The sequence below is a fragment of the Sphingomonas sp. genome (genome assembly GCF_036677245.1).
Classification (GTDB): Bacteria; Pseudomonadota; Alphaproteobacteria; order Sphingomonadales; family Sphingomonadaceae; genus Allosphingosinicella.
This window is the reverse complement of record NZ_JAKFCG010000032.1, coordinates 18,747-36,922: the sequence shown is the minus strand read 5'-3', so window position 1 is coordinate 36,922 and position 18,176 is coordinate 18,747. Positions and strand designations below refer to the sequence as shown.

The window sequence follows — 18,176 nt, the reverse complement described above, 5'->3', positions numbered from 1 at the left end:
ATTTTGCACGTCGCGCAGGGCGGGGAGGCGTTTCGCGCTCGACCATCGCCGCAAGCATCTCGGCATTGCTGTCCACCACAGCCTCAATTGCCGCAATATTGTCGTCGAGAACGGCTTCGACGATCTCGCCTGCCTGCTCCACCGCGGCCTCGATCGCGTCGATTTCGGCTTCCACTGCTTCGGCGAGCAGGGTTGGCGCATCGGCGACAAGCTCCGCGACCAGACCAGGCACGGCTTCTTCAACGCTTTCGGGAAACGGCATCTCGCTAGTCGTCCCTTCAACCAGCGCTTCGGATGCTTGCAGGGTCTCGGCTGCCGTCTCCTCTGGCGAGGCGGGCTGAGTGACCGCGGCCGGCATTGGCGCATCCTTGCGGGTTAGCCGTGACAGCCCGGCGTCGGCGGTCGTGCCGGTGCCGCTCGGTTCCTTTGCATTTCTCGTGGACGTCCGCGCGAACCTGGGCGTCGCGGGCTTGGCCTTGTTTTTGCGCCGTGCCATGTAAACCTCCGTTTATGGTGCAGTGCAGCATAAACGAGCGAGGCCGCTCTAGCAATCGCTCAATAGAAACGCTCGAGTTGTTGATTTGATCGCCTCTGCGGGTGCTTGCTCCTGATTTAGAAGAAGAAGCTGATATTGTTCGAGAGCAGAGTCGCCTGATCGAGCAGAATCGTGCGCGATGCGATCTCGAAGCTCGCGCCGCGCCGCCGCAGACGGTCCTGCCGCTCGCCAGCCATGATGTCGACCTGCCGCTCCGAGCGGCTGCGATAGAGCAGGAAGGCGGAACTCACGCTGTAGAGGTCGCCGTGTTCCTCCTCGACGATGACGTTCGCGACCAGGTGGCGGGTTCGCGACGGCGGGTCCTCGGCCCAGCCGGAGGGGGACAAATGCTTCTTGATCCGCATCCACATCGAAGCCTTGTCGTCGTCGAAGAAGGCGCTTTCATCGGCCTTCGAATATTCGAGATGCTGCTCGCGCCGCGCCCGATTGGTCCGGATCGGCATGTAATAATGGACGTCGTCGGCCAGCAAAGCATACCAGGATTCGAACTCGCGATGGTCGAGCAGCTGCGCCTCGCGGAACAGGAAGTGCTCGATCTCGCGCTGGAGCAGCAGCCCCTCCAGTCCCGCCGGAGCCTGCGTCGCGGCATCATTCCGCAGCATTGCGCACCTCGGCGGGAGCGAGCGTCTCCCAGCTGTCTTCGGTCATCATGCGCGCCCAATGGGCATAGAAGCCGCGTGCCGCTTCCTCGCCGTAGACCCAGCCGATTCGTCCCGGGAAGCGCTCGTTTGCAGCCGCGCGCCCCATTCCCATCTGCACGTTGAAGCGCTGGCGGCTCGCCTGGCGGCCGCGCAGCACACGCTGGATCTCAACCCAATTCTCGCCGTCGTCCTGCTCGAACAGGCCGGCGGGGGAGAAGGAACGCAAGATGCCCTTGCGATAGGCGTCCTTCGCCTCTTCGGGTGCATCCTTGTCGACGACGGCAAATGCCCAGACCTCGGTCTCGTGCGGACCGCGGGGATGCCAGGCGCGCACCGTGTTCACGCCGGGAAGGAACGAGCAGGTCGGGAAGATCGTCATATGCGCGGCGCCCATCTGCGTCGAACGAAGCGCGCCGAGCCTCTGCTCGGCGACCTCGGCGGAGGGGCCGAACCAGTAACCGGCGGCCTCCGCACCGATCGTCCCCGCGAGCAAGGGCCTGCCGCCCTCGCCGACGAAGAACCCCGCGCCATGGCCACCCCATTCGGCGCGGAACTGATGTCCCTCGCGGCCGAACTGTACCGCCTCGGGCGGCGTGCCGTCGGGCAGGTTGGCGGTGATGCCCGACAGATGCGAGATCGGCACATGATACATGTCGCTGCAGAATTGTTCGGCGGCGAACTTCCAGTTGCAGGGGATCACCCATTTGTGGACGCCGCCGATCGCCTCGCTGCCGGCCGGGGTGCGGTCGAACAGCATGTCCATGTAGAAGGTCGCCTCGCCGAGATAGGCCTCGAGGCTCGGAGTCTCGGCATCCCACGTGCCGAAGACCAGGCCCTTGTAGCTGGCGATCTTGGTGACCTGCAGCGGCGACCATTTTTGCTTGTCCAGCGTGCCGTAGGCCTCCTCCTCGAGCGGGACATGCACGAGGCTGCCAGCGATGTCGTAAGCCCAGCCATGATAGCTGCAGGTGAAGGCGCGGGCATTGCCCGCATCGGCGCGGCAGATCCGCATGCCGCGGTGGCGGCACTGGTTGAGGAAGGCGCGGATGCTGCCGTCCTTCTGGCGGACGACGATCACCGGGTCCTCGCCCATATAGGTGGTGAGATAATCGCCCGGCTTGGCGATCTGGCTCTCGTGACAGAGCATCAGCCACGCGCGGCCGAAGATCCGTTCCTGTTCGAGCGCGTAAAGTCCATGATCGGTGTAGATGCGCGGATCGACCGTTCCATCGTCGACCAGATCGAATATGGCCTTCTCGGGCCAATCGTGCTGCGCTCGTGCGTCGGTCACGTCGCTCTCCTCTCATCATCGCCGCCATTGCGACATGCGATCAGATTTTTTTCTTGCCTCTCATGTCACACAATCTTGCGACACGCACAATTCAACACTCGATTCGACACGCTGCTCGCCAAGTCCCGCAGTATCGCGGCGAAGCTTTGGAACGCGGGGTGGCAAGTCGACCAGCTTTCACGCGCGCCGCGTGACGAGCAAGTTTCGCTCGCTTGCTCGCGGCCGGCGTGCTTGCCGAACCTCCCCAGCGTCCATAGTCTGGCCTGCGGGCACAACAGAAAGGCCGCCGTGAAAGCGTCTGAACAGACCGAGCCTCTGCTTGTCGCCGAGGCATGGCAGGGGGCGGGCCGGCAGGTTGCGATGGCAACCGTCGTCGAAACCTGGGGATCGGCGCCGTGCCGCGCCGGCAGTCAGCTCGTGATCGATCGCGATGGAAATTTCCATGGGTCGGTGTCTGGAGGATGCGTCGAGGGCGCGGTGATCACCGAGGCGAGGGCCGTGCTCGAAACCGGTGACCCGCGGCTCCTCGAATATGGCGTCGCCGACGAGGATGCGTGGAACGTCGGCCTGTCGTGCGGCGGGCGCATTCGCGTCTACGTGGAGAAGCTGCACGATGGGCAGATTCTTCGCCGGCTTACCGCCGCGCGCAGGGCCCGCGAGGCGGTGCTGACGATCACCGATCTCGACGATGGGCGCAGCAACATCATCTTCGAAGCCGCGGCGGTCGAGGCCTCGCTTCGCGACGAAGTGGCCATGGCCTTCGCTTCCGGCGTGTCCAGGGAAGTCGCCGTCGGCGGTCGCCGGCTGTTCCTCAAGGTCGATCTGCCGTCGCCCAGAATCGTGGTAATCGGCGCGGTCCACATCAGCCAGATCCTCGCGCCGATGGCAGCACTGGCGGGTTTCGACGTCACGATCGTCGATCCGCGCACCGCGTTCGCGACAGGCGAGCGCTTCAAGGACGTCGAGCTCGTCGCCGAATGGCCCGCCGATGCGCTGAGCGATCGGCCGCTCGACCGCTACAGCGCGCTGGTTGCGGTCAGCCACGATCCCAAATTTGATGATTTCGCGATTGCCGAGGGGCTCCGGACCGGCTGTTTCTATGTCGGCGCGCTTGGCAGCCGCAAGACACACGCGAAGCGAAGCGCACGCCTCGCCGCGGGCGGAGCCAGCGACAGCGATCTTGCGCGCATTCATGCTCCGATCGGGCTTGCCATCGGCGCGGCCAACCCACGCGAGATCGCCGTCGCGATCCTGGCCGAAATCATTCAGTCCTTGCGCATGCGCGATGCGACCTAGGACCGGGGAAGGGGTCCGATGATCTTCCGGACCTTCGCCGTCGAGGAGGCCGAAGGGCTGGTGCTGGCGCATGCCGTCCGCCTGTCGGACCAGATCCTCCGCAAGGGCCATAGGCTGACACGATCGGACGTCGAGCAAATGAGCGGGGAGGGGATAAAGACCGTCTTGGGCGCACGTCTCGAATCCGATGACATGCTGGAGGACGAAGCGGCCACTTGGCTCGCGGCGGCGCTGCCGCGAACCTATTTGCGCTGTTCGAAGGCCGCGACCGGGAGGGTCAACGTCTATGCGACCGTTGCTGGCCTTTTCACCGCTGACAAGGCGGCGGTCGATCGGTGCAACGCGGTCGATCCGGCAATCACCCTTGCCTGCCTTGCCGATCACGCGCGCGTCGCGGCCGGCGATATGGTGGCGACGTTCAAGATCATCCCGCTCGCCGTCGCGCGGTCCAAGGTGTCCGAAGCCGCCGAAATTCTCGGCAGCGCGCAGCCGCTCGACGTCAGGCCGTTCCGGCCGCATGCGGTCGCGCTGATTTTGACGCTTCTGCCTTCGCTCAAAAGTTCACTGGTCGACAAGACCCGGCGGGTGCTCGAGCAGCGGCTTGCCCGATCTGGGAGCAGCATCGTCAGCGAAGCACGCGTCCCTCACGACACCGACACCGTTGCCGAGGCGATCCGGCTCGCACTCGGCGCGCAAGCGGGAAGGCCCGATCTCATCGTCATCTTCGGTGCATCGGCTGTTTCAGATCCGCTCGATGTCATCCCGCAGGCAATCCGGCTTGCCGGTGGCGAGGTCGTCCAGGTCGGGATGCCGGTCGATCCCGGTAATTTGCTGGTGCTGGGAGAGGTCGGCGCCACCCCGGTGCTTGGCGCGCCCGGTTGTGCGCGAAGCCCGAAGGAGAATGGGTTCGATTGGGTACTCGATCGCCTGCTCGCCGGGGAGAAGGTGGGCGCGCAAGAGATTCGCGCAATGGGTGTCGGAGGGCTGTTGGTCGAGATCCCGAGCCGCCCGCAGCCGCGCGAGACCAGCGCCGATCGCCTGGCGAGTGTCGCGGCTGTCCTGCTCGCGGCGGGGACGGCGAGCCGCATCGGCGACGGCCGTCACAAATTGCTCGCGGAATTCGACGGAGTTGCGCTGGTGAGGCGTATCGCGCAGGCGGCCTGCGACAGCGATATTGCGGACCTCGTCGTCGTCACCGGCCATCGCTACGCCGAGATCGAAGCCGCACTTGCCGGGCTCCCCGCCGAGATCGCGCACAATCCGGATTTCGCCACTGGCATGGCGAGTTCGCTCATCGCCGGCTTCGCATCGAATGCAGCCGCGCGGGCGGACGGGATGCTGGTGATGCTCGCCGACATGCCGGCGGTGACCACTGCCGATCTGAGCGCGCTGATCGACGCTTTCCGCGCGGCGCGAGGGCAGGCGATCGTGCGCGCCGTCGCCCGCGGCGTGCCGGGAAACCCGGTCATCCTTCCCTCTGTGCTGCGCAGCGAGGTGATGCGCCTCGAAGGCGATGTCGGCGCGCGTCATCTGATCGAATCGGCCGGAGTTCCGGTCATCGACGTCGAGATCGGCGATAATGCGCGCCTCGATGTCGATACCGCCGACGCCGTTGTCGCCGCCGGCGGCATCCTCAAGCGGTGAATTGCCCAGCCGTGTGGGCTTCCCGATCAGACCAATGCGAAAACCTCCGCCCATTTCTCCAGCATCTCGTCTTCGTGGCCGTATCTGATCTCGACTCCGAATTGAGATAGCCCGTCGCTCTTGAGCTGGCGAAGGCGCTCGACCAGCTCGCCTTTGGTACCGGTGAAGGTGAAGGCGCGGATGATGTCCGCCGTCATCTGGGCTTCCTCGCCTGGCTTCAAGTACATCAGATGGCCGCGGTGGTTCATCAGATAGCGCGCATCGGCCGGCTCGTAGCTGGCGTACATCTTGCGATAGGCTTCGAGCTGGGGGTGGAATTGCTCGGGGACCCCCATCGAGGTGCCTGCCGCGCCCGCCGTCTCGCGATCCTCCTGCTCGACCTGATTGTGGAACACCATCGCCGCCGATGGACCCGCCTGCGCCTTGGCACGATCGCTGTCGAACGGTTCGCCGTCCTCGAGCACGGTCCCGCCGGCAATCAGGACCGAATGGAGGTCCTTGGGGTCGCGCCCCGCATCGCGCCACGCCTGCTGCATCGCGGGCAGGCCGGTCGGATCTTCGGCGAGGCCGATATAGCCGGCGCCGAGCTTGGCGATCAGCTGCCGCCCCTTGGGGCCGAATGCGGAGATATGGAGGTCGATCGGATCGTCGATGTTGAGCACGTCGAGCTCGGGATTGAGGAACGCGATCTTGTGTGTGCCGCCTTCGGCCTCCCACTCGACCGTCTCGCCGCGGAGCAGGCCCTGCACATTCTTGATATATTCTTCCATCCGCGCGAGCGGCAGCGCCGCCAGGCCGAGCGCGCGTCGCGAGGTGAAGCCGGTGCCGATGCCGAAATCGATCCTGCCGGGCGCGAGCGCGTTGAGCGAAGCCAATCCGCTCGCCGCCACTGGCTCGATCCGGTTGGAGGGGATCATGACACCGGTGCCGAGGCGGATGCGCGACGTCTGCACCGCCGCGGCGCCCATCGCCACGAACAGCTCGGCGTTGAGCATGGGCGTGTCGAAGAACCAGGCGTTGGAATAGCCCAGTTCCTCCGCGCGTTTCACCGTCTTCCACGAATCGGCGGCAGTCGCGAGATATATGCTGAATTTCACATCACCCTCCCCGGCAAGCTGATTAGGAACGCGTCTTGACTGGACCTTCAATGCTGCGGCGAAAGCGCCATGATCGGCGGCGACAGCGGCGCCGCGAAGAATGAGGCCATGCTGCGTTCGCCATCGGCCTCGGCATAAAGAGTGGTCCGCTGCCAGGGCTCGCGCCCCAACGCGCGCACCATCTCCTCCATCGTCTGCGGCGGCGTTTCCTCGCCATGAACCGCCCCGGCTGCGCGCGTGATGCTTTCGTTCATCAGGGTGCCGCCGAGATCGTTCGCGCCCGCCTCGAGGCAGGCCATCGCGCCGTCGAGCCCCATCTTCACCCAGCTGGTCTGGATGTTGGGGATCAGCGCATGGAAAGTGAGCCGCGCGACCGCGTGCATCAGCACCGCTTCGCGGTAGGTTGGGCCAGAGCGTGAGAGGCCGCGGATGTGGATCGGCGTTTCGGTCGGCACGAACGGGAGCGGGACGAATTCGGTGAACCCCCCGGTTCTGGTCTGAAGCGTTTTTATGTGAAGCAGATGCTCGGCCCAGTGACGCGGCGTGTCGACATGGCCGAACATGATCGTCGCGGTGGTCCGCAAGCCGAGGCTGTGCGCGGTCTCGATCACCTCGAGCCATTGGCCGGTGGTCAGCTTGTCGGGACAGATGATCTTGCGGACGTCGTCGGCCAGTATCTCGGCCGCGGTACCGGGCAGCGATCCCAGGCCCGCCACTTTCAGATCGGTGAGGAACTGCCGCACCGACATCCCCAAGGTGGCCGCGCCCTGCCAAATCTCGAGCGGCGAGAAGGCATGGACGTGGATGCCCGGGCAGGCCTCCTTTATCGCCCTGCAGATCGCGAGATAGGTGGCGCCGGTATAGTCGGGATGGATGCCGCCCTGCAGGCAGACCTCGACCGCGCCCCGCTCCCAGGCTTCGCTCGTCCTTCGCTGGATTTCCTCGATCGCCAGATTGTACGGCCGGCCGCGGAGATTTTCGCTGAGCTTGCCTTTCGAGAAGGCGCAGAACTTGCACTTGAAATAGCAGATGTTGGTGTAGTTGATGTTGCGCGTGACGACGTAGCTGACCTTGTCGCCGCTCAGCGATTGGCGGAGCGCGTCGGCAGCTTCGCAGACCCGGTGATAATCGTCCCCACGCGCCGCGAAGAGCGCGACGATCTCGTCCGCGCTCAGGGCTTCTGCCGCCATCGCGCGCTCGATGATCGGCTGCAGCGCGCTCGGGCGATGGCCGTGCTGCGGGTGTGCCAGCGGTTGGGCCAGCGGCTGCATTGTCGAGCCTGGCGTCCATTGGTCGACCCGCGCAAAGCCCTCGCTGTCGGTACCGCGAAGCACCGATGTCTGCAGCGCCGGGTCCACCCATTGCGCCGGGCGCTGGGCAAATTCGGGATAGATCGTCAGGCGCTCGACCAGCAATTTCCCGGCCTCGGCGGTGGCGCGCGCCAGCCGATCGAGTTCCGGCCACGGATATTCCGGATTGACGTGGTCCGGCGTGACCGGCGACACGCCGCCCCAGTCGTTGATCCCCGCGGCGACGAGGCTGGGAAGCGCGCCGCTGTTCAAATTGGGCGGCGCCTGAATGTTCATGTGCGCGCCGAAGATGATCCGGCAGACCGCGATCGTCCAGAGATGCTCGTCAAGGCTGGGCTCGGCCGCACCCGCCATCTTGGTACCCGGCTTGGCCCGGAAATTCTGGATGATGATCTCTTGGATATGGCCGTAGCGGTCGTTGAGGTCGCGAAGCTCGAGCAGCGCTTCGATGCGCTCGCGCCGCGTCTCGCCGATGCCGATCAAGAGCCCGGAGGTGAATGGGACTGCCTTTTCTCCAGCGGCGCGGATCATTTCCAACCGCAGCGCAGGATCCTTGTCGGGCGAGCCGAAATGGGCGCCGCCGGGCTTGGTCAGCGCTTCGGCCACGCCTTCGAGCATCAGCCCTTGCGAGGCCGAGACCGCGCGCAGCCGAGACAGGTCGGCGCCGTCCATCACGCCGGCATTGATGTGGGGGAGAAGCCCGGTCTCGCGATGCACCAGGCCGGCGACCTCGGCGAGGTAGGAGAGGGTGGTGTCGTGGCCAAGCTCGGCCAGTTCCTCGCGTGCGGCACGATAGCGAAGCTCGGGCTTGTCGCCGAGCGTGAACAGGGCCTCGCGGCAGCCCGCGGCGACGCCGGCGCGCGCGATCTCGAGGACTTGCTCGCGGGTGAGATACACCCGCTCCCCGCGGCGGGGCGGGTGCGCGAACGTGCAATAATGACAGGAGTCGCGGCACAATTGGGTGAGCGGGATGAACACCTTGCGCGAATAAGTGATCAGCCTGGGATGGCCCTGGTCGCGGAGCGACGCGGCCACCGCCATCAGCGCCGCGAGATCGTCGCACTCGCTGAGCGACAGGGCCTCCTGGTGCGACGGCAGTTCGCCCGCGAGCACGCGTTTCAGATCACGCATCGCGACGGCGTGCACCGATCAGGATCGCGAGGATGGTCGCGGGCGCCGACGATTTGTTGCGCCAGCCGTGGCGCGTTCCGTTCTGGATGACGAAATCGTGCTGCTGAAGCCGCGTCGTCTCGCCATTGTCGAGCTCGAGCCAGATCTCGCCGTCGACCACCATGACATAATCGACCGAGTCGGTCTGGTGCATCCCCGGATGATCGGCTTCCATCCGCTCGAAAATGCCAGGGCAATGCTCGAGGCCTTCGGCGAAGAATGCCTGCGGGTCGAAATCCGCGCTGCCCATCGAGCTGTCGGGGGGGAGGGTAAGGAGCAGGCAGCGGGTTTCGCCGGGCTCGGGATGGAGGCTGGTCACCGACGGCGCCGGATCTTCTCCTGCCGGATAGAGGGCAGGGGAGTTGGTCGACCACAGGATCGTCCGCGCGAAGCCGGGCAAGCTTTTCATCTCATAATGGTTGGTGGCCGGTCCGTCGGTTACGACCACCGACTTGTTGCCATTGGCGTAGCCGGTAACAACCCTGCGAACATCCATATGCTTCCTCCCTAATCCGGCTGCGGCCGGTCTGTTTATAGTTGGGCAGGTTCGGAAAGTTTCCGCGAGCGGTTGGGGGTTACGATCCTTCGACTTGCGGCCCGCAATTTGCGTAGAGCCTAACCACAATTTGGGCTCATGCAAGCGGTCAACAATCGTTCTCGATCATTGATCGCCGTGTAGTTCATTTGCCGAAACTGTCAGCGAGCGTGAGCGCGGCATTGGCCACGCGGATCTTGTCGTCGAGGGTCTGCATCAAGGTGTTGGTGCGTGCCGCGACGATGCCGTCGAAGCTGCCGGATGGCTCGTCGCTGTCGATCAGCATCGCGTCGATCAGCCCTGCATAATGACGCGCGATCGTGGCGTGGTTCACGGCGAGGCCAAGCTCGGTCATCAACTTATCGGTCGGGCCCTTAACCGCGCGGCCCGCGACGAGCGGGGAGATGGCGACGACCGGAGCGGTCGCCGCAGCCAGAGCCTCGCTTATGCCCGGGACGGCCAGGATCGGATCCACGCTGAGAAACGGGTTCGAAGGCGCGATGACGATCGCGCGTGCAAGCGGGTCGGCGATCGCTGCCAGCACGGCGGGTGTCGCGGCCGCACTGTCGGCACCTTTGAATGCGATCGAGCGCACGGCCGGTTGGCAGCGGCGCGCCACGAAATAATCCTGGAATGAAAGCAGCCCTTCGTCGGTGACGAGCTCGGTTGCGACCCTGTCATCGCTCATCGGCAATATCCGCGCGGCGATATCCCAGGCGCGCGCAAAATCCGCCGTCACCGAGCTCAGGGAGGCGCCCTGCGCCATCTTCATCGTGCGGATGATGTGGAGCGCTAGGTCGCCGTCGCCGAGCGCGAACCAATCCTCGCCGCCGAGCGATTTCAGCGCCGCCATGAAGTTCCAGCTCTCGTCGCGGCGTCCCCAGCCGAGGATCGGATTGGCCTTGTCGGCGAGCGTGTAGAGGAGCGTGTCGATGTCGGGCGAGATGTTGAGCGAGAGATGGACGAAATCATCGCCGGTGTTGACGATCGCCGTGACCTTTTCGGCAGGGATCGCGTCGATCATCCCGCGCACCAGCTTGGCGCCGCCGATGCCGCCGGTGAGCACCACGACCTTGTCGCCGGTGATCTTCTCGCTTGCACCCCCGCTCATTGGAAAAGATCTTGCTCCAGCGGACGGATCAGCGCCGCTGCCGGCACATCGCGCGAAGGCAGCTTGACGCCGCGGACCAGCACCGCCGGAACGCCCTCCGCGCCTTCGCCCATCACCAGCCCGGCCGCGGTGGCGAGCATGTCGCCGATCGCGACCTGGGTGACCTTGAGCTCGCGTCCGTCGCGATCCACTTCTCCGCGGCGATCCCACAGCGCCGGCACTCCGCTCGCGCCGATCGCGACACCGACGGTGCCGATGCGCCACGGCCGGCCGAAACTGTCCGAAATGACGACGCCGATTTCGCACCCATATCGCTCGGCGAAGCCCGCCCGCAGGTTCCGCGCCGAAGCATCCGCATCGGCCGGGAGCAGCAAGGCAAGGTCGCCGTCGCTCGATCCGCTGTTCGATTGATCGATGCCGCTGTTCGCCGTCACATGGCCGGCGCGGTGGCGGGTGATGAGAACGTCCTTTGCGGCGCGGACGACAGCGGAGGCTTCGTCCAGGACAAGCTGCACCAGGCGCGGATCCTTGCCGGTGACCGCAGCCAGCTCGGCCGCCCGATCCCCGACCTGCACGTCTCGCAATGCGACGTATCGGCCTTCGGCTTTCGAGACGATCTTCTGCGTGACGACGAGGATGTCGTCGGGCAGCAGGGCAATTCCTTGCGCCGCGAGCGCGCTGCCGAGCAATGTCACCAGATCGTCGCCGGGACGAACTTGACCGACACCAAGCACCGGGATGAAAGTCAGTTCAGGCACGTCCATCTGCTTCCTCGGCTCGACGTTGCCGATCAGTGCACGGCGCGCGCCAAGTTACGGACCCCGCAGCAAAATGAAAGCCGCGCCGAAGCACGCGCGCCCCGCCATGCGAAACCACCGTCCATCTTTGCGCAATATCGTCTCCGACGAGGCGCAACTTCGGGTACCGGCGGAGATCATAATCTCTTATAGCTTGGTCTGGGTTCAACATTGTCTTTGGGTCATTGGATGCCGCGACATCGGGGGGACAAGGCCACGCCTTATGCGGACGTTCGCGCGCTCGACCGCGGGCTGAGCCTGATCGAAGCTTTGGCCGACAACGGCTGGAGCTCGCCGGCGTCGCTGTCGGCGGCGACCGGCATCGATCGCGGCACGATCTATCGTCTGCTCGCGACGATGGTGCGGTGCGGCTATGTCGTCCGCCGCGACGAGGACGGCAGCCATGCGCTGAGCGCGAAGCTCAAGGACATCGCCGCAGCGATCCGTGCCGATGACAGATTGGCCGAGATCGTCTCGCCGTTGCTCGCCGAGCTGGTCGAGAGGATCTTCTGGCCGAGCGATTTCGCGATCCTCGAAGCCGGGCGTCTGAAGATCGTGGCGTCGAGCCATCATCTCACCTCGATGACCTTCTCCCGCGGCTTGGTCGGCAAGCATCGTCCGATCCTCCAATCGGCATTGGGCAAGGCCGTGCTGTCGAGCATGACGCAGGACGAGCTGGCGACGGCGCTGTTCGCGATGCGGTCCGCCGAGCCTGGGATCATCGGCGAGGACGAAGCGATCGAGCGCGCCATCGCCGAGACCCGCGCCGCCGGCTATGCAAGTTCCGACGGGCTGTTCGACCCCAAGATCAGCGGCATCGCACTGCCGGTGATGGCGGACCGGCGGGTGGTGGGCGCGATCAATGTCGTCTTCTTTCGAACCGCGATCACGATCGAGCAAGCGGCAGCGCTCTACCTCGAGCCGCTGCGGCAAGTCGTCGCGACCGTCGAGCGACGGCTCGCCGAAACATCGGCCTGAATCCGAGACGGCGCCCGGCTTCCCTTCAAACTGCCAGAGCATTGCGCGAAAAGGTGGGTACCGGCTTTTCGCAACAAGCAATGCGGCATCAAACTAGCCCGGCGCGTCGCTCTCGTCCCACGCCACCGGCGGTCGGGGCGGGGCGACTTTCGACACCGAGTAACGCGGCGCCGGCGCCGGCTGGACGACGCCGTTGACCGTGACGAACGCTTCGCGCGCCTGGGCATGCGGATGGTGCGGCGCTTCCTCGATGCTCAGCACCGGCGCGAAACAGACATCGGTATTTTCGAGCAGGTCGCACCATTGGGCGCGGGTCTTGGTACGGAATATGTCGGCGAGCCGCCGGCGCAGCTTGGGCCAACTTGCCTTGTCGTTGTGCTGCGCCTGCCAATCCTCGGTGCGGACGAATTCCGGGTCGTCGGCCAGTCCGAGCCGATCGAGCAGCAGCGCATAGAATTGCGGTTCCATCGACGCGATCGAGATGAAGCGATTGTCGAGCGTTTCATAGACGCCGTACCAATGCGCGGCGCCATCGACGATGTTCGCTTCGCGGCGGTCTTCCCAATAGCCGGCCGCCATCAGGCCATGGAAGATCGTCATCAGCGCATTGGCGCCGTCCATCATCGCGCAATCGACGACCTGGCCCTGGCCGGTGCGGCCGGCATGGAGCATCGCCGAGACCATTCCGAACGCCAGCATCGTGCTGCCGCCGGCAAAGTCGCCGAGCAGCGCGAGCGGCGGCACCGGCTGCTGCGCCGTGCCGATCGCGTGAAGCGCGCCGGTCAAGGCGATGTAATTGATGTCATGGCCCGCCAATTGGGCGTTCGGGCCATCCTGTCCCCAGCCGGTCAGCCGCCCGTAGACCAATTTGGGATTGTCGCGCAGCATCTCGTCCGGGCCGAGCCCGAGCCGCTCGGTCGTGCCGGGGCGGAAGCCTTCGATGAAGCCGTCGGCCTCGCGAACCAGCCCACGGACCGTCTCGAGCCCGGCCGCCGACTTGAGATCCGCGGTCATGATCTTGCGCGATCGCAGTAGCGGATCCCGCTCCGCCGGCCGCGCGCCCGGCCGTTCGACCCGGATCACCTCGGCGCCATGATCGGCGAGCATCATCGCCGCGAACGCGGTCGGCCCGAGGCCGGCGAGCTCGACGATCTTCAACCCTGTCAGTGGTCCGCTCATCTCATCCTCCCCGCCGATCATGTCGCAGGCCAAGCAACCGCACGCAGCGCAGCCGATGCCCACATTATCGTCGCTAGACTGTGCCGGGGGAGGCGCCGGCGCAAGCCGGCTGCGGGCGGGGTTCGTCTGTTGAACGGGGCGCACCGGCGGCTTGTGCCGATTTGGGGAATCTGAAACGATGCCTGCAATTCCTCGCCGCGGGCAGCAATTCACAAGCGCCTCCAGGGCCGCTTCGAGCGAGGTTGGGAGATGGGAAATGCCGAACCAACAAAGGTCGCAGCCACTGCCCGAAACGCCGTCGCTGCTTGCGGGCATCAAGGCGCTCGAGCCCCTCATCCGCGGCTCCGCCGACCGCATCGAAGCCGAGCGCTGCCTGCCCGATGAGGTGGTCGATGCGTTGCGCTCGACCGGGCTGTTCCGCGCGTCGTGGCCGCGGTCGATGGGCGGGCTCGAGCTTGATCCGCTGACGCAGATCGAGGCGCTCGAAGAGCTGTCGCGTTATGACGGCGCGGTCGGCTGGCTCGGCACCTTCGCCGCGATCAGCGGCCTGCTTGCTGCCCATCTCGAGCCGAGCGCGGCGAAGGAATTGTTCCCCAATCCCGACGTGGTCTCGGCCGGGAGCTATGGGCCGATGGGCCGCGCCGAGCGGGTCGAGGGCGGTTACCGGGTCAACGGCAAATGGAGCTTCGGCAGCGGCTGTCGCCACTCCGACGTGATGTCGGCGGGCTGCTTCGTCACCGTCGGCGGCGAGATCAACCGCCTTCCCGACGGCCAGCCCGAATATCGGGTCGCGATGTTCCCCAAGAGCAGCGCCGCCGTCGACCTCGAAAGCTGGCAGGTTTCCGGGATGCGCGGCACCGGCAGCCACGATTACGTGCTCAAGGATCTGTTCGTGCCCGAACGCCATACGTTCGACGATCTCGATCCGCCGCACCACAAGGGCCCGCTCTATGCTTTCGCCCCCTTGTTCCTCTACTCGCACGTGACGATGCCGCTCGGCATCGCGCGCGCTTCGCTGGATTATATTTACGCGCTTGGCGAGACCAAGCGCATCTTTCCCGGCACGGGCTTGCTCAAGGATTATGGCGAATCGCACGAGGCGGTCGCCAAGGCCGAGGCGGCGCTGCGCTCGGCGCGCTCATGGGTCTATGATGTCATCGGCGATCTCTGGGACACGCTCGTCCGCGGCGACGCGCCGTCGCGCGAGCAGCGCTCGTTGTTCCGCCTGTGCCAGGTGCATGTCACTCACGTCGCCAAGGACGTGGTGCTGCAGATGTACGACGTTGCCGGATCCTCGGCGATCCAGCTGAAGAGCCCGATCGACCGGCTGTTGCGCGATGTCATGACCATCTCCGCGCATCGTATCGTGCAGACCCGAATGTACCGTCCCTCGGGCAAGATGCTGTTCGGACTCGACGTCAAGAACGATCGCCTGTTCTAAGCACAGACACCAGCCATTCGGAGAGAGCCTATGATGTCGACCGGACCCCTGCTGTACGAGAAGCGCGGCCATATCGCCTATATCACCTTCAACCGGCCGGAAGCGCGCAACGCGCTGACCCCCGAGATGTTCTGCAAGCTGGCCGACGCCTGGACCGATTTCGCGGCGGACGACCAGATGCGGGTGGCGGTCGTCACCGGGGCTGGGGACAAGGCCTTCACGGCCGGCGCCGATGTCCGCTTGACCCTGCCGCTGATCACCGGCTCGCGGCAGCCCGAGGACGAATGGGATCACCGCTTCCACGATCATGAGGCCGAGCTGACCAATTGGGCGATGCTCAAGAATCGCCCGCTCTACAAGCCGATCGTCGCCGCAGTGAACGGCGCCGCCTTTGGTGCAGGGTCGGAGATGCTCCAGGCGATGGACATCAGGATCGCGAGCGAAAACGCATATTTCGCGGTCAACGAAGTTGCGCTCGGGTTCATGCCGGGCGGCGGCTCGACGGTGCGCCTGGCGCGCCAGATCCCTTTGTGCAAGGCGATGCAGGTGCTGCTCACCGGCGGCCGGTTCGATGCTCAGGAGGCCTATCAGATGGGCTTCATCAACGAGGTCGTCGCGCCCGACCAGCTCATGGAGCGCGCCGAGCATTTCGCCCAGCTGATCGCGGCCAACAGCCCGATGGCGGTCCAGAAGACCAAGGAGACGGTGTGGGGCGCGCTCGGGCTTTCGTGGGCGGACGCCTGGAAGCTCGAGGCGGTGAATTTCGCCTCCGTGAGTCACAGCGAGGATGCGCAGGAGGGCGCGCGCGCGTTCGCCGAGAAACGTGCGCCGGTCTTCAAGGGGCGCTGATCGCGATCTTTTGTAAGCGGAGCAGGGGAAGAGGCTGAGATGCACCAGGCCGGAGCGGGACGGCGCGAGGAAGGTTGGGCGGAAGGGATCGAGGCGATGATGCGGCCGCGCTCGGTCGCGATCGTCGGCATGTCCTCCAAGCCCGGAACGCCGAGCGCCAACGTGCTCTACAATCTGCTCGGCGATGCTTACTCCGGCGAGGTGCATCTCGTGGGCCGCAGCGGCGGCACGATCCAGGGGCTGCCCTGCCTCACCAGCGTCGATCAGCTGCCGCGCGGCGTCGACGTCGCTATCCTGGTCGTTGCCGCCGACGCGGTGCGCGAGACGGTCGAGGCGTGCATCGCCAACGGCGTCAAAAGCGCGGTCTGCTTCGCGTCGGGCTTTGCCGAAACCGGCGATCAGGGGCGCCGCGAGCAGGAAGAGATCGGACGGATCGCGCGCGAAGGCGGACTGGCGTTGGTCGGGCCGAATTGCGTCGGCTATTACAATTATATCGACGCGTTCCAGGCGATGCTCGCGCCGTCGCACAAGATCGTCGCAATGGGCCCCGACATCGGCCGCACCGTGGCGGTGGTGACGCAAAGCGGCGGCATCGGCCATCACACGACCTTGACCCTGAGGTCGCGCGGCGTGGCCGTCTCCTACATGGTCACGACCGGCAACGAGGCGCATCTCGGCCTTCCCGACTTCATCGACTGGCTGATCGACCAGGAAACCACCAGCGCGGTGGTCTGCTACGCCGAGCAGATCCGCCGGCCCGCCGACATGATCGCGGTCGCCGAACGCGCGCGCCGCTGCGGCAAGCCGGTCATCCTTTATCATCCCGGCCACAGCGCGCGGGCGCGCACACAGACCGCTTCGCACAGCGGAGCCTTGGTCAAGGATTATGCGGCGATGCGGACCATTGCCGAAGACAGCGGCGTGCTGATGGTCGACACGCTGGAGGAGCTGATCGACGTCGGCCAGCTCGTCTGGCGCTATCCCGAGCATGACGGCAAAGGCCTTGGCGTCGTCACCGGCTCGGGCGCGATCAGCGTCATTGCAGCCGATTATGCCGAGACGCTCGGGGTCGACCTGCCGCCGATGTCGCCGGCGACCGTCGAGACGATCAAGGCGCGGCTTCCCGATTACATGACGGTCCGCAACCCGCTCGACATCGGCACCAGCATCGCCTGGGAGCCCGACGTCATCCGGATCGCGACCGACGCGGTGCTCGCCGATCCCGCCTTCGGCAGCGTGCTCGTCTCCAATCCCCACGTCCCCCCTCCGATCGGCACGATCTGGGCGCAAGGCGCGGTCAGCCACACCAGCGCCAAGCCTTTGGTCTACGTGATCCACGACGAAGACGTGCCGCTGCCCGAGGAGGATGCCCGCATCCTGCGCAGCAATGACATGGTCGTGTTGCGCTCGCCCGAGCGCGGCATGCGGGCACTGGCGCGGCTGACCGAATTCGCGCGCCGGCGTCTGTCATGGTCCGAGCGGCCGGCGGTGCAGCCGTTTCCCGACCTTCCCGAGCTCGGTCCGGGCGCGCAGCCCGAATGGCGCGGCAAGCAGTTGCTGGCCAGCATCGGCATCAAGGTTCCCGAAGGCGGCTTGGCGCGATCGCCCGATGAGGCGGCGGCGATCGCCGCGCGCATCGGCTATCCGGTGGCGCTCAAGGCCCAATCGGCGGCGCTGGCGCACAAGAGCGAGGCGGGCGGGGTATTGCTCGACATCGCCAACGAGGCCGGCCTGCGCAGCGGCTGGGCGACCTTGCACGCCAACGTCGCCAAGGCGGCGCCTGGTCTCGCGCTCGACGGCGTGCTGGTCGAGAAGATGGGCGGCCGCGGGCTCGAACTGGCGGTCGGGGCCCGGCGCGATCCGCAATGGGGCCCGGTGCTGCTGATCGGCATGGGCGGGATCTGGATCGAGGCGCTGGGGGACGTCCGCTTGCTCGCGCCGACCTTGCCGGAAGCGCAGATCGTCGAGGAATTCCACAAGCTCAAGGGCGCCAGATTGCTGCGGGGGTTTCGTGGCTCGCCGCCAGTCGACGTCGCGGCGGCCGCGAAGATCGCCGCGTCGATCGGGCGGCTGATGGTCACTTGCCCGCGGATCGCCGAGATCGACGTCAATCCGGTGGTTGCCTATCCCGAAGGCCAAGGGGCAATCGCGCTCGATGCATTGATCGTCGTCGAGGACGGTGCGACTTAACAGTGGACGAAATTCGCGCCGCGGAACATGTTCGCCGAAAGAAGACGGAGCAGGCGTTTCTGATCGAGAGTTGAGCGGGGATAAGAGAGAC

General features: G+C 65.8%; 15 protein-coding genes. 6 read left to right on the top strand and 9 right to left on the bottom strand.

What is annotated here, in order from left to right:
- The 3 genes from V6M48_RS03220 to V6M48_RS03210 form a co-directional block, all read right to left on the bottom strand.
- Positions 1 to 496: hypothetical protein (locus tag V6M48_RS03220; protein WP_332811083.1), on the bottom strand; the 496-nt coding region annotated here is incomplete at its 3' end.
- 116 nt (positions 497 to 612) lie between these two features.
- Positions 613 to 1,158 (bottom strand): aromatic-ring-hydroxylating dioxygenase subunit beta, encoded by a 546-nt coding sequence (locus V6M48_RS03215; protein ID WP_332811082.1) that lies wholly within the window; start codon positions 1,156 to 1,158, stop codon positions 613 to 615.
- Positions 1,145 to 2,488: an aromatic ring-hydroxylating oxygenase subunit alpha gene (locus V6M48_RS03210; protein ID WP_332811081.1), complete on the bottom strand. Its 1,344-nt coding sequence runs from the start codon at positions 2,486 to 2,488 to the stop codon at positions 1,145 to 1,147. Before V6M48_RS03210 ends, V6M48_RS03215 begins: the two co-directional genes overlap by 14 nt.
- 288 nt (positions 2,489 to 2,776) lie before the next feature.
- Here V6M48_RS03210 and V6M48_RS03205 point away from each other — a divergent pair, with 288 nt between their 5' ends.
- Positions 2,777 to 3,784, top strand: coding sequence for an XdhC family protein (locus V6M48_RS03205; RefSeq protein WP_332811080.1), 1,008 nt, complete (start codon positions 2,777 to 2,779; stop codon positions 3,782 to 3,784).
- A gap of 18 nt (positions 3,785 to 3,802) precedes the next feature.
- A complete protein-coding gene (locus tag V6M48_RS03200; RefSeq protein WP_332811079.1) occupies positions 3,803 to 5,428 on the top strand; it encodes a molybdopterin-binding/glycosyltransferase family 2 protein in 1,626 nt (541 codons plus the stop codon).
- 26 nt (positions 5,429 to 5,454) lie between these two features.
- Here the strand turns inward: V6M48_RS03200 and V6M48_RS03195 are convergent, their stop codons facing one another.
- The 5 genes from V6M48_RS03195 to cofE all read right to left on the bottom strand — a co-directional run bounded on the left by V6M48_RS03195 (position 5,455) and on the right by cofE (position 11,409).
- Positions 5,455 to 6,525 carry an LLM class flavin-dependent oxidoreductase gene (locus V6M48_RS03195; protein WP_332811078.1) on the bottom strand — a complete coding sequence of 357 codons (1,071 nt, stop codon included), beginning with the start codon at positions 6,523 to 6,525 and terminating at the stop codon, positions 5,455 to 5,457.
- Between the two features lie 47 nt (positions 6,526 to 6,572).
- Positions 6,573 to 8,876: a 5-amino-6-(D-ribitylamino)uracil--L-tyrosine 4-hydroxyphenyl transferase CofH gene (cofH, locus tag V6M48_RS03190; RefSeq protein WP_332811084.1), complete on the bottom strand. Its 2,304-nt coding sequence runs from the start codon at positions 8,874 to 8,876 to the stop codon at positions 6,573 to 6,575.
- An 82-nt stretch (positions 8,877 to 8,958) separates the two neighbouring features.
- Positions 8,959 to 9,501 carry a cupin domain-containing protein gene (locus tag V6M48_RS03185; RefSeq protein ID WP_332811077.1) on the bottom strand — a complete coding sequence of 181 codons (543 nt, stop codon included), beginning with the start codon at positions 9,499 to 9,501 and terminating at the stop codon, positions 8,959 to 8,961.
- 184 nt (positions 9,502 to 9,685) lie between these two features.
- Positions 9,686 to 10,651 carry a 2-phospho-L-lactate transferase gene (gene cofD, locus V6M48_RS03180; protein ID WP_332811076.1) on the bottom strand — a complete coding sequence of 322 codons (966 nt, stop codon included), beginning with the start codon at positions 10,649 to 10,651 and terminating at the stop codon, positions 9,686 to 9,688.
- Positions 10,648 to 11,409, bottom strand: a complete 762-nt coding sequence (gene cofE, locus V6M48_RS03175) for a coenzyme F420-0:L-glutamate ligase (RefSeq protein ID WP_332811075.1) — start codon at positions 11,407 to 11,409, stop codon at positions 10,648 to 10,650. The genes cofD and cofE overlap by 4 nt, the downstream gene beginning before the upstream one ends.
- Positions 11,410 to 11,637: 228 nt before the next feature.
- Between cofE and V6M48_RS03170 the strand changes: the two genes are divergently transcribed.
- Positions 11,638 to 12,426: an IclR family transcriptional regulator domain-containing protein gene (locus V6M48_RS03170; RefSeq protein WP_332811074.1), complete on the top strand. Its 789-nt coding sequence runs from the start codon at positions 11,638 to 11,640 to the stop codon at positions 12,424 to 12,426.
- 93 nt (positions 12,427 to 12,519) lie between these two features.
- Here V6M48_RS03170 and V6M48_RS03165 read toward each other — a convergent pair whose 3' ends face one another.
- Complete coding sequence (locus V6M48_RS03165; protein ID WP_332811073.1) at positions 12,520 to 13,605, bottom strand: CaiB/BaiF CoA transferase family protein; 1,086 nt, start codon at positions 13,603 to 13,605, stop codon at positions 12,520 to 12,522.
- Between the two features lie 256 nt (positions 13,606 to 13,861).
- Between V6M48_RS03165 and V6M48_RS03160 the strand changes: the two genes are divergently transcribed.
- The 3 genes from V6M48_RS03160 to V6M48_RS03150 are packed head-to-tail and all read left to right on the top strand — an operon-like array spanning position 13,862 to position 18,085.
- A complete protein-coding gene (locus V6M48_RS03160) occupies positions 13,862 to 15,046 on the top strand; it encodes an acyl-CoA dehydrogenase family protein (protein ID WP_332811072.1) in 1,185 nt (394 codons plus the stop codon).
- A 33-nt stretch (positions 15,047 to 15,079) separates the two neighbouring features.
- Positions 15,080 to 15,895: an enoyl-CoA hydratase/isomerase family protein gene (locus V6M48_RS03155; RefSeq protein ID WP_332811071.1), complete on the top strand. Its 816-nt coding sequence runs from the start codon at positions 15,080 to 15,082 to the stop codon at positions 15,893 to 15,895.
- Positions 15,896 to 15,934: 39 nt separating this feature from the next.
- Complete coding sequence (locus tag V6M48_RS03150) at positions 15,935 to 18,085, top strand: acetate--CoA ligase family protein (protein ID WP_332811070.1); 2,151 nt, start codon at positions 15,935 to 15,937, stop codon at positions 18,083 to 18,085.
- Positions 18,086 to 18,176 lie beyond the last annotated feature (91 nt).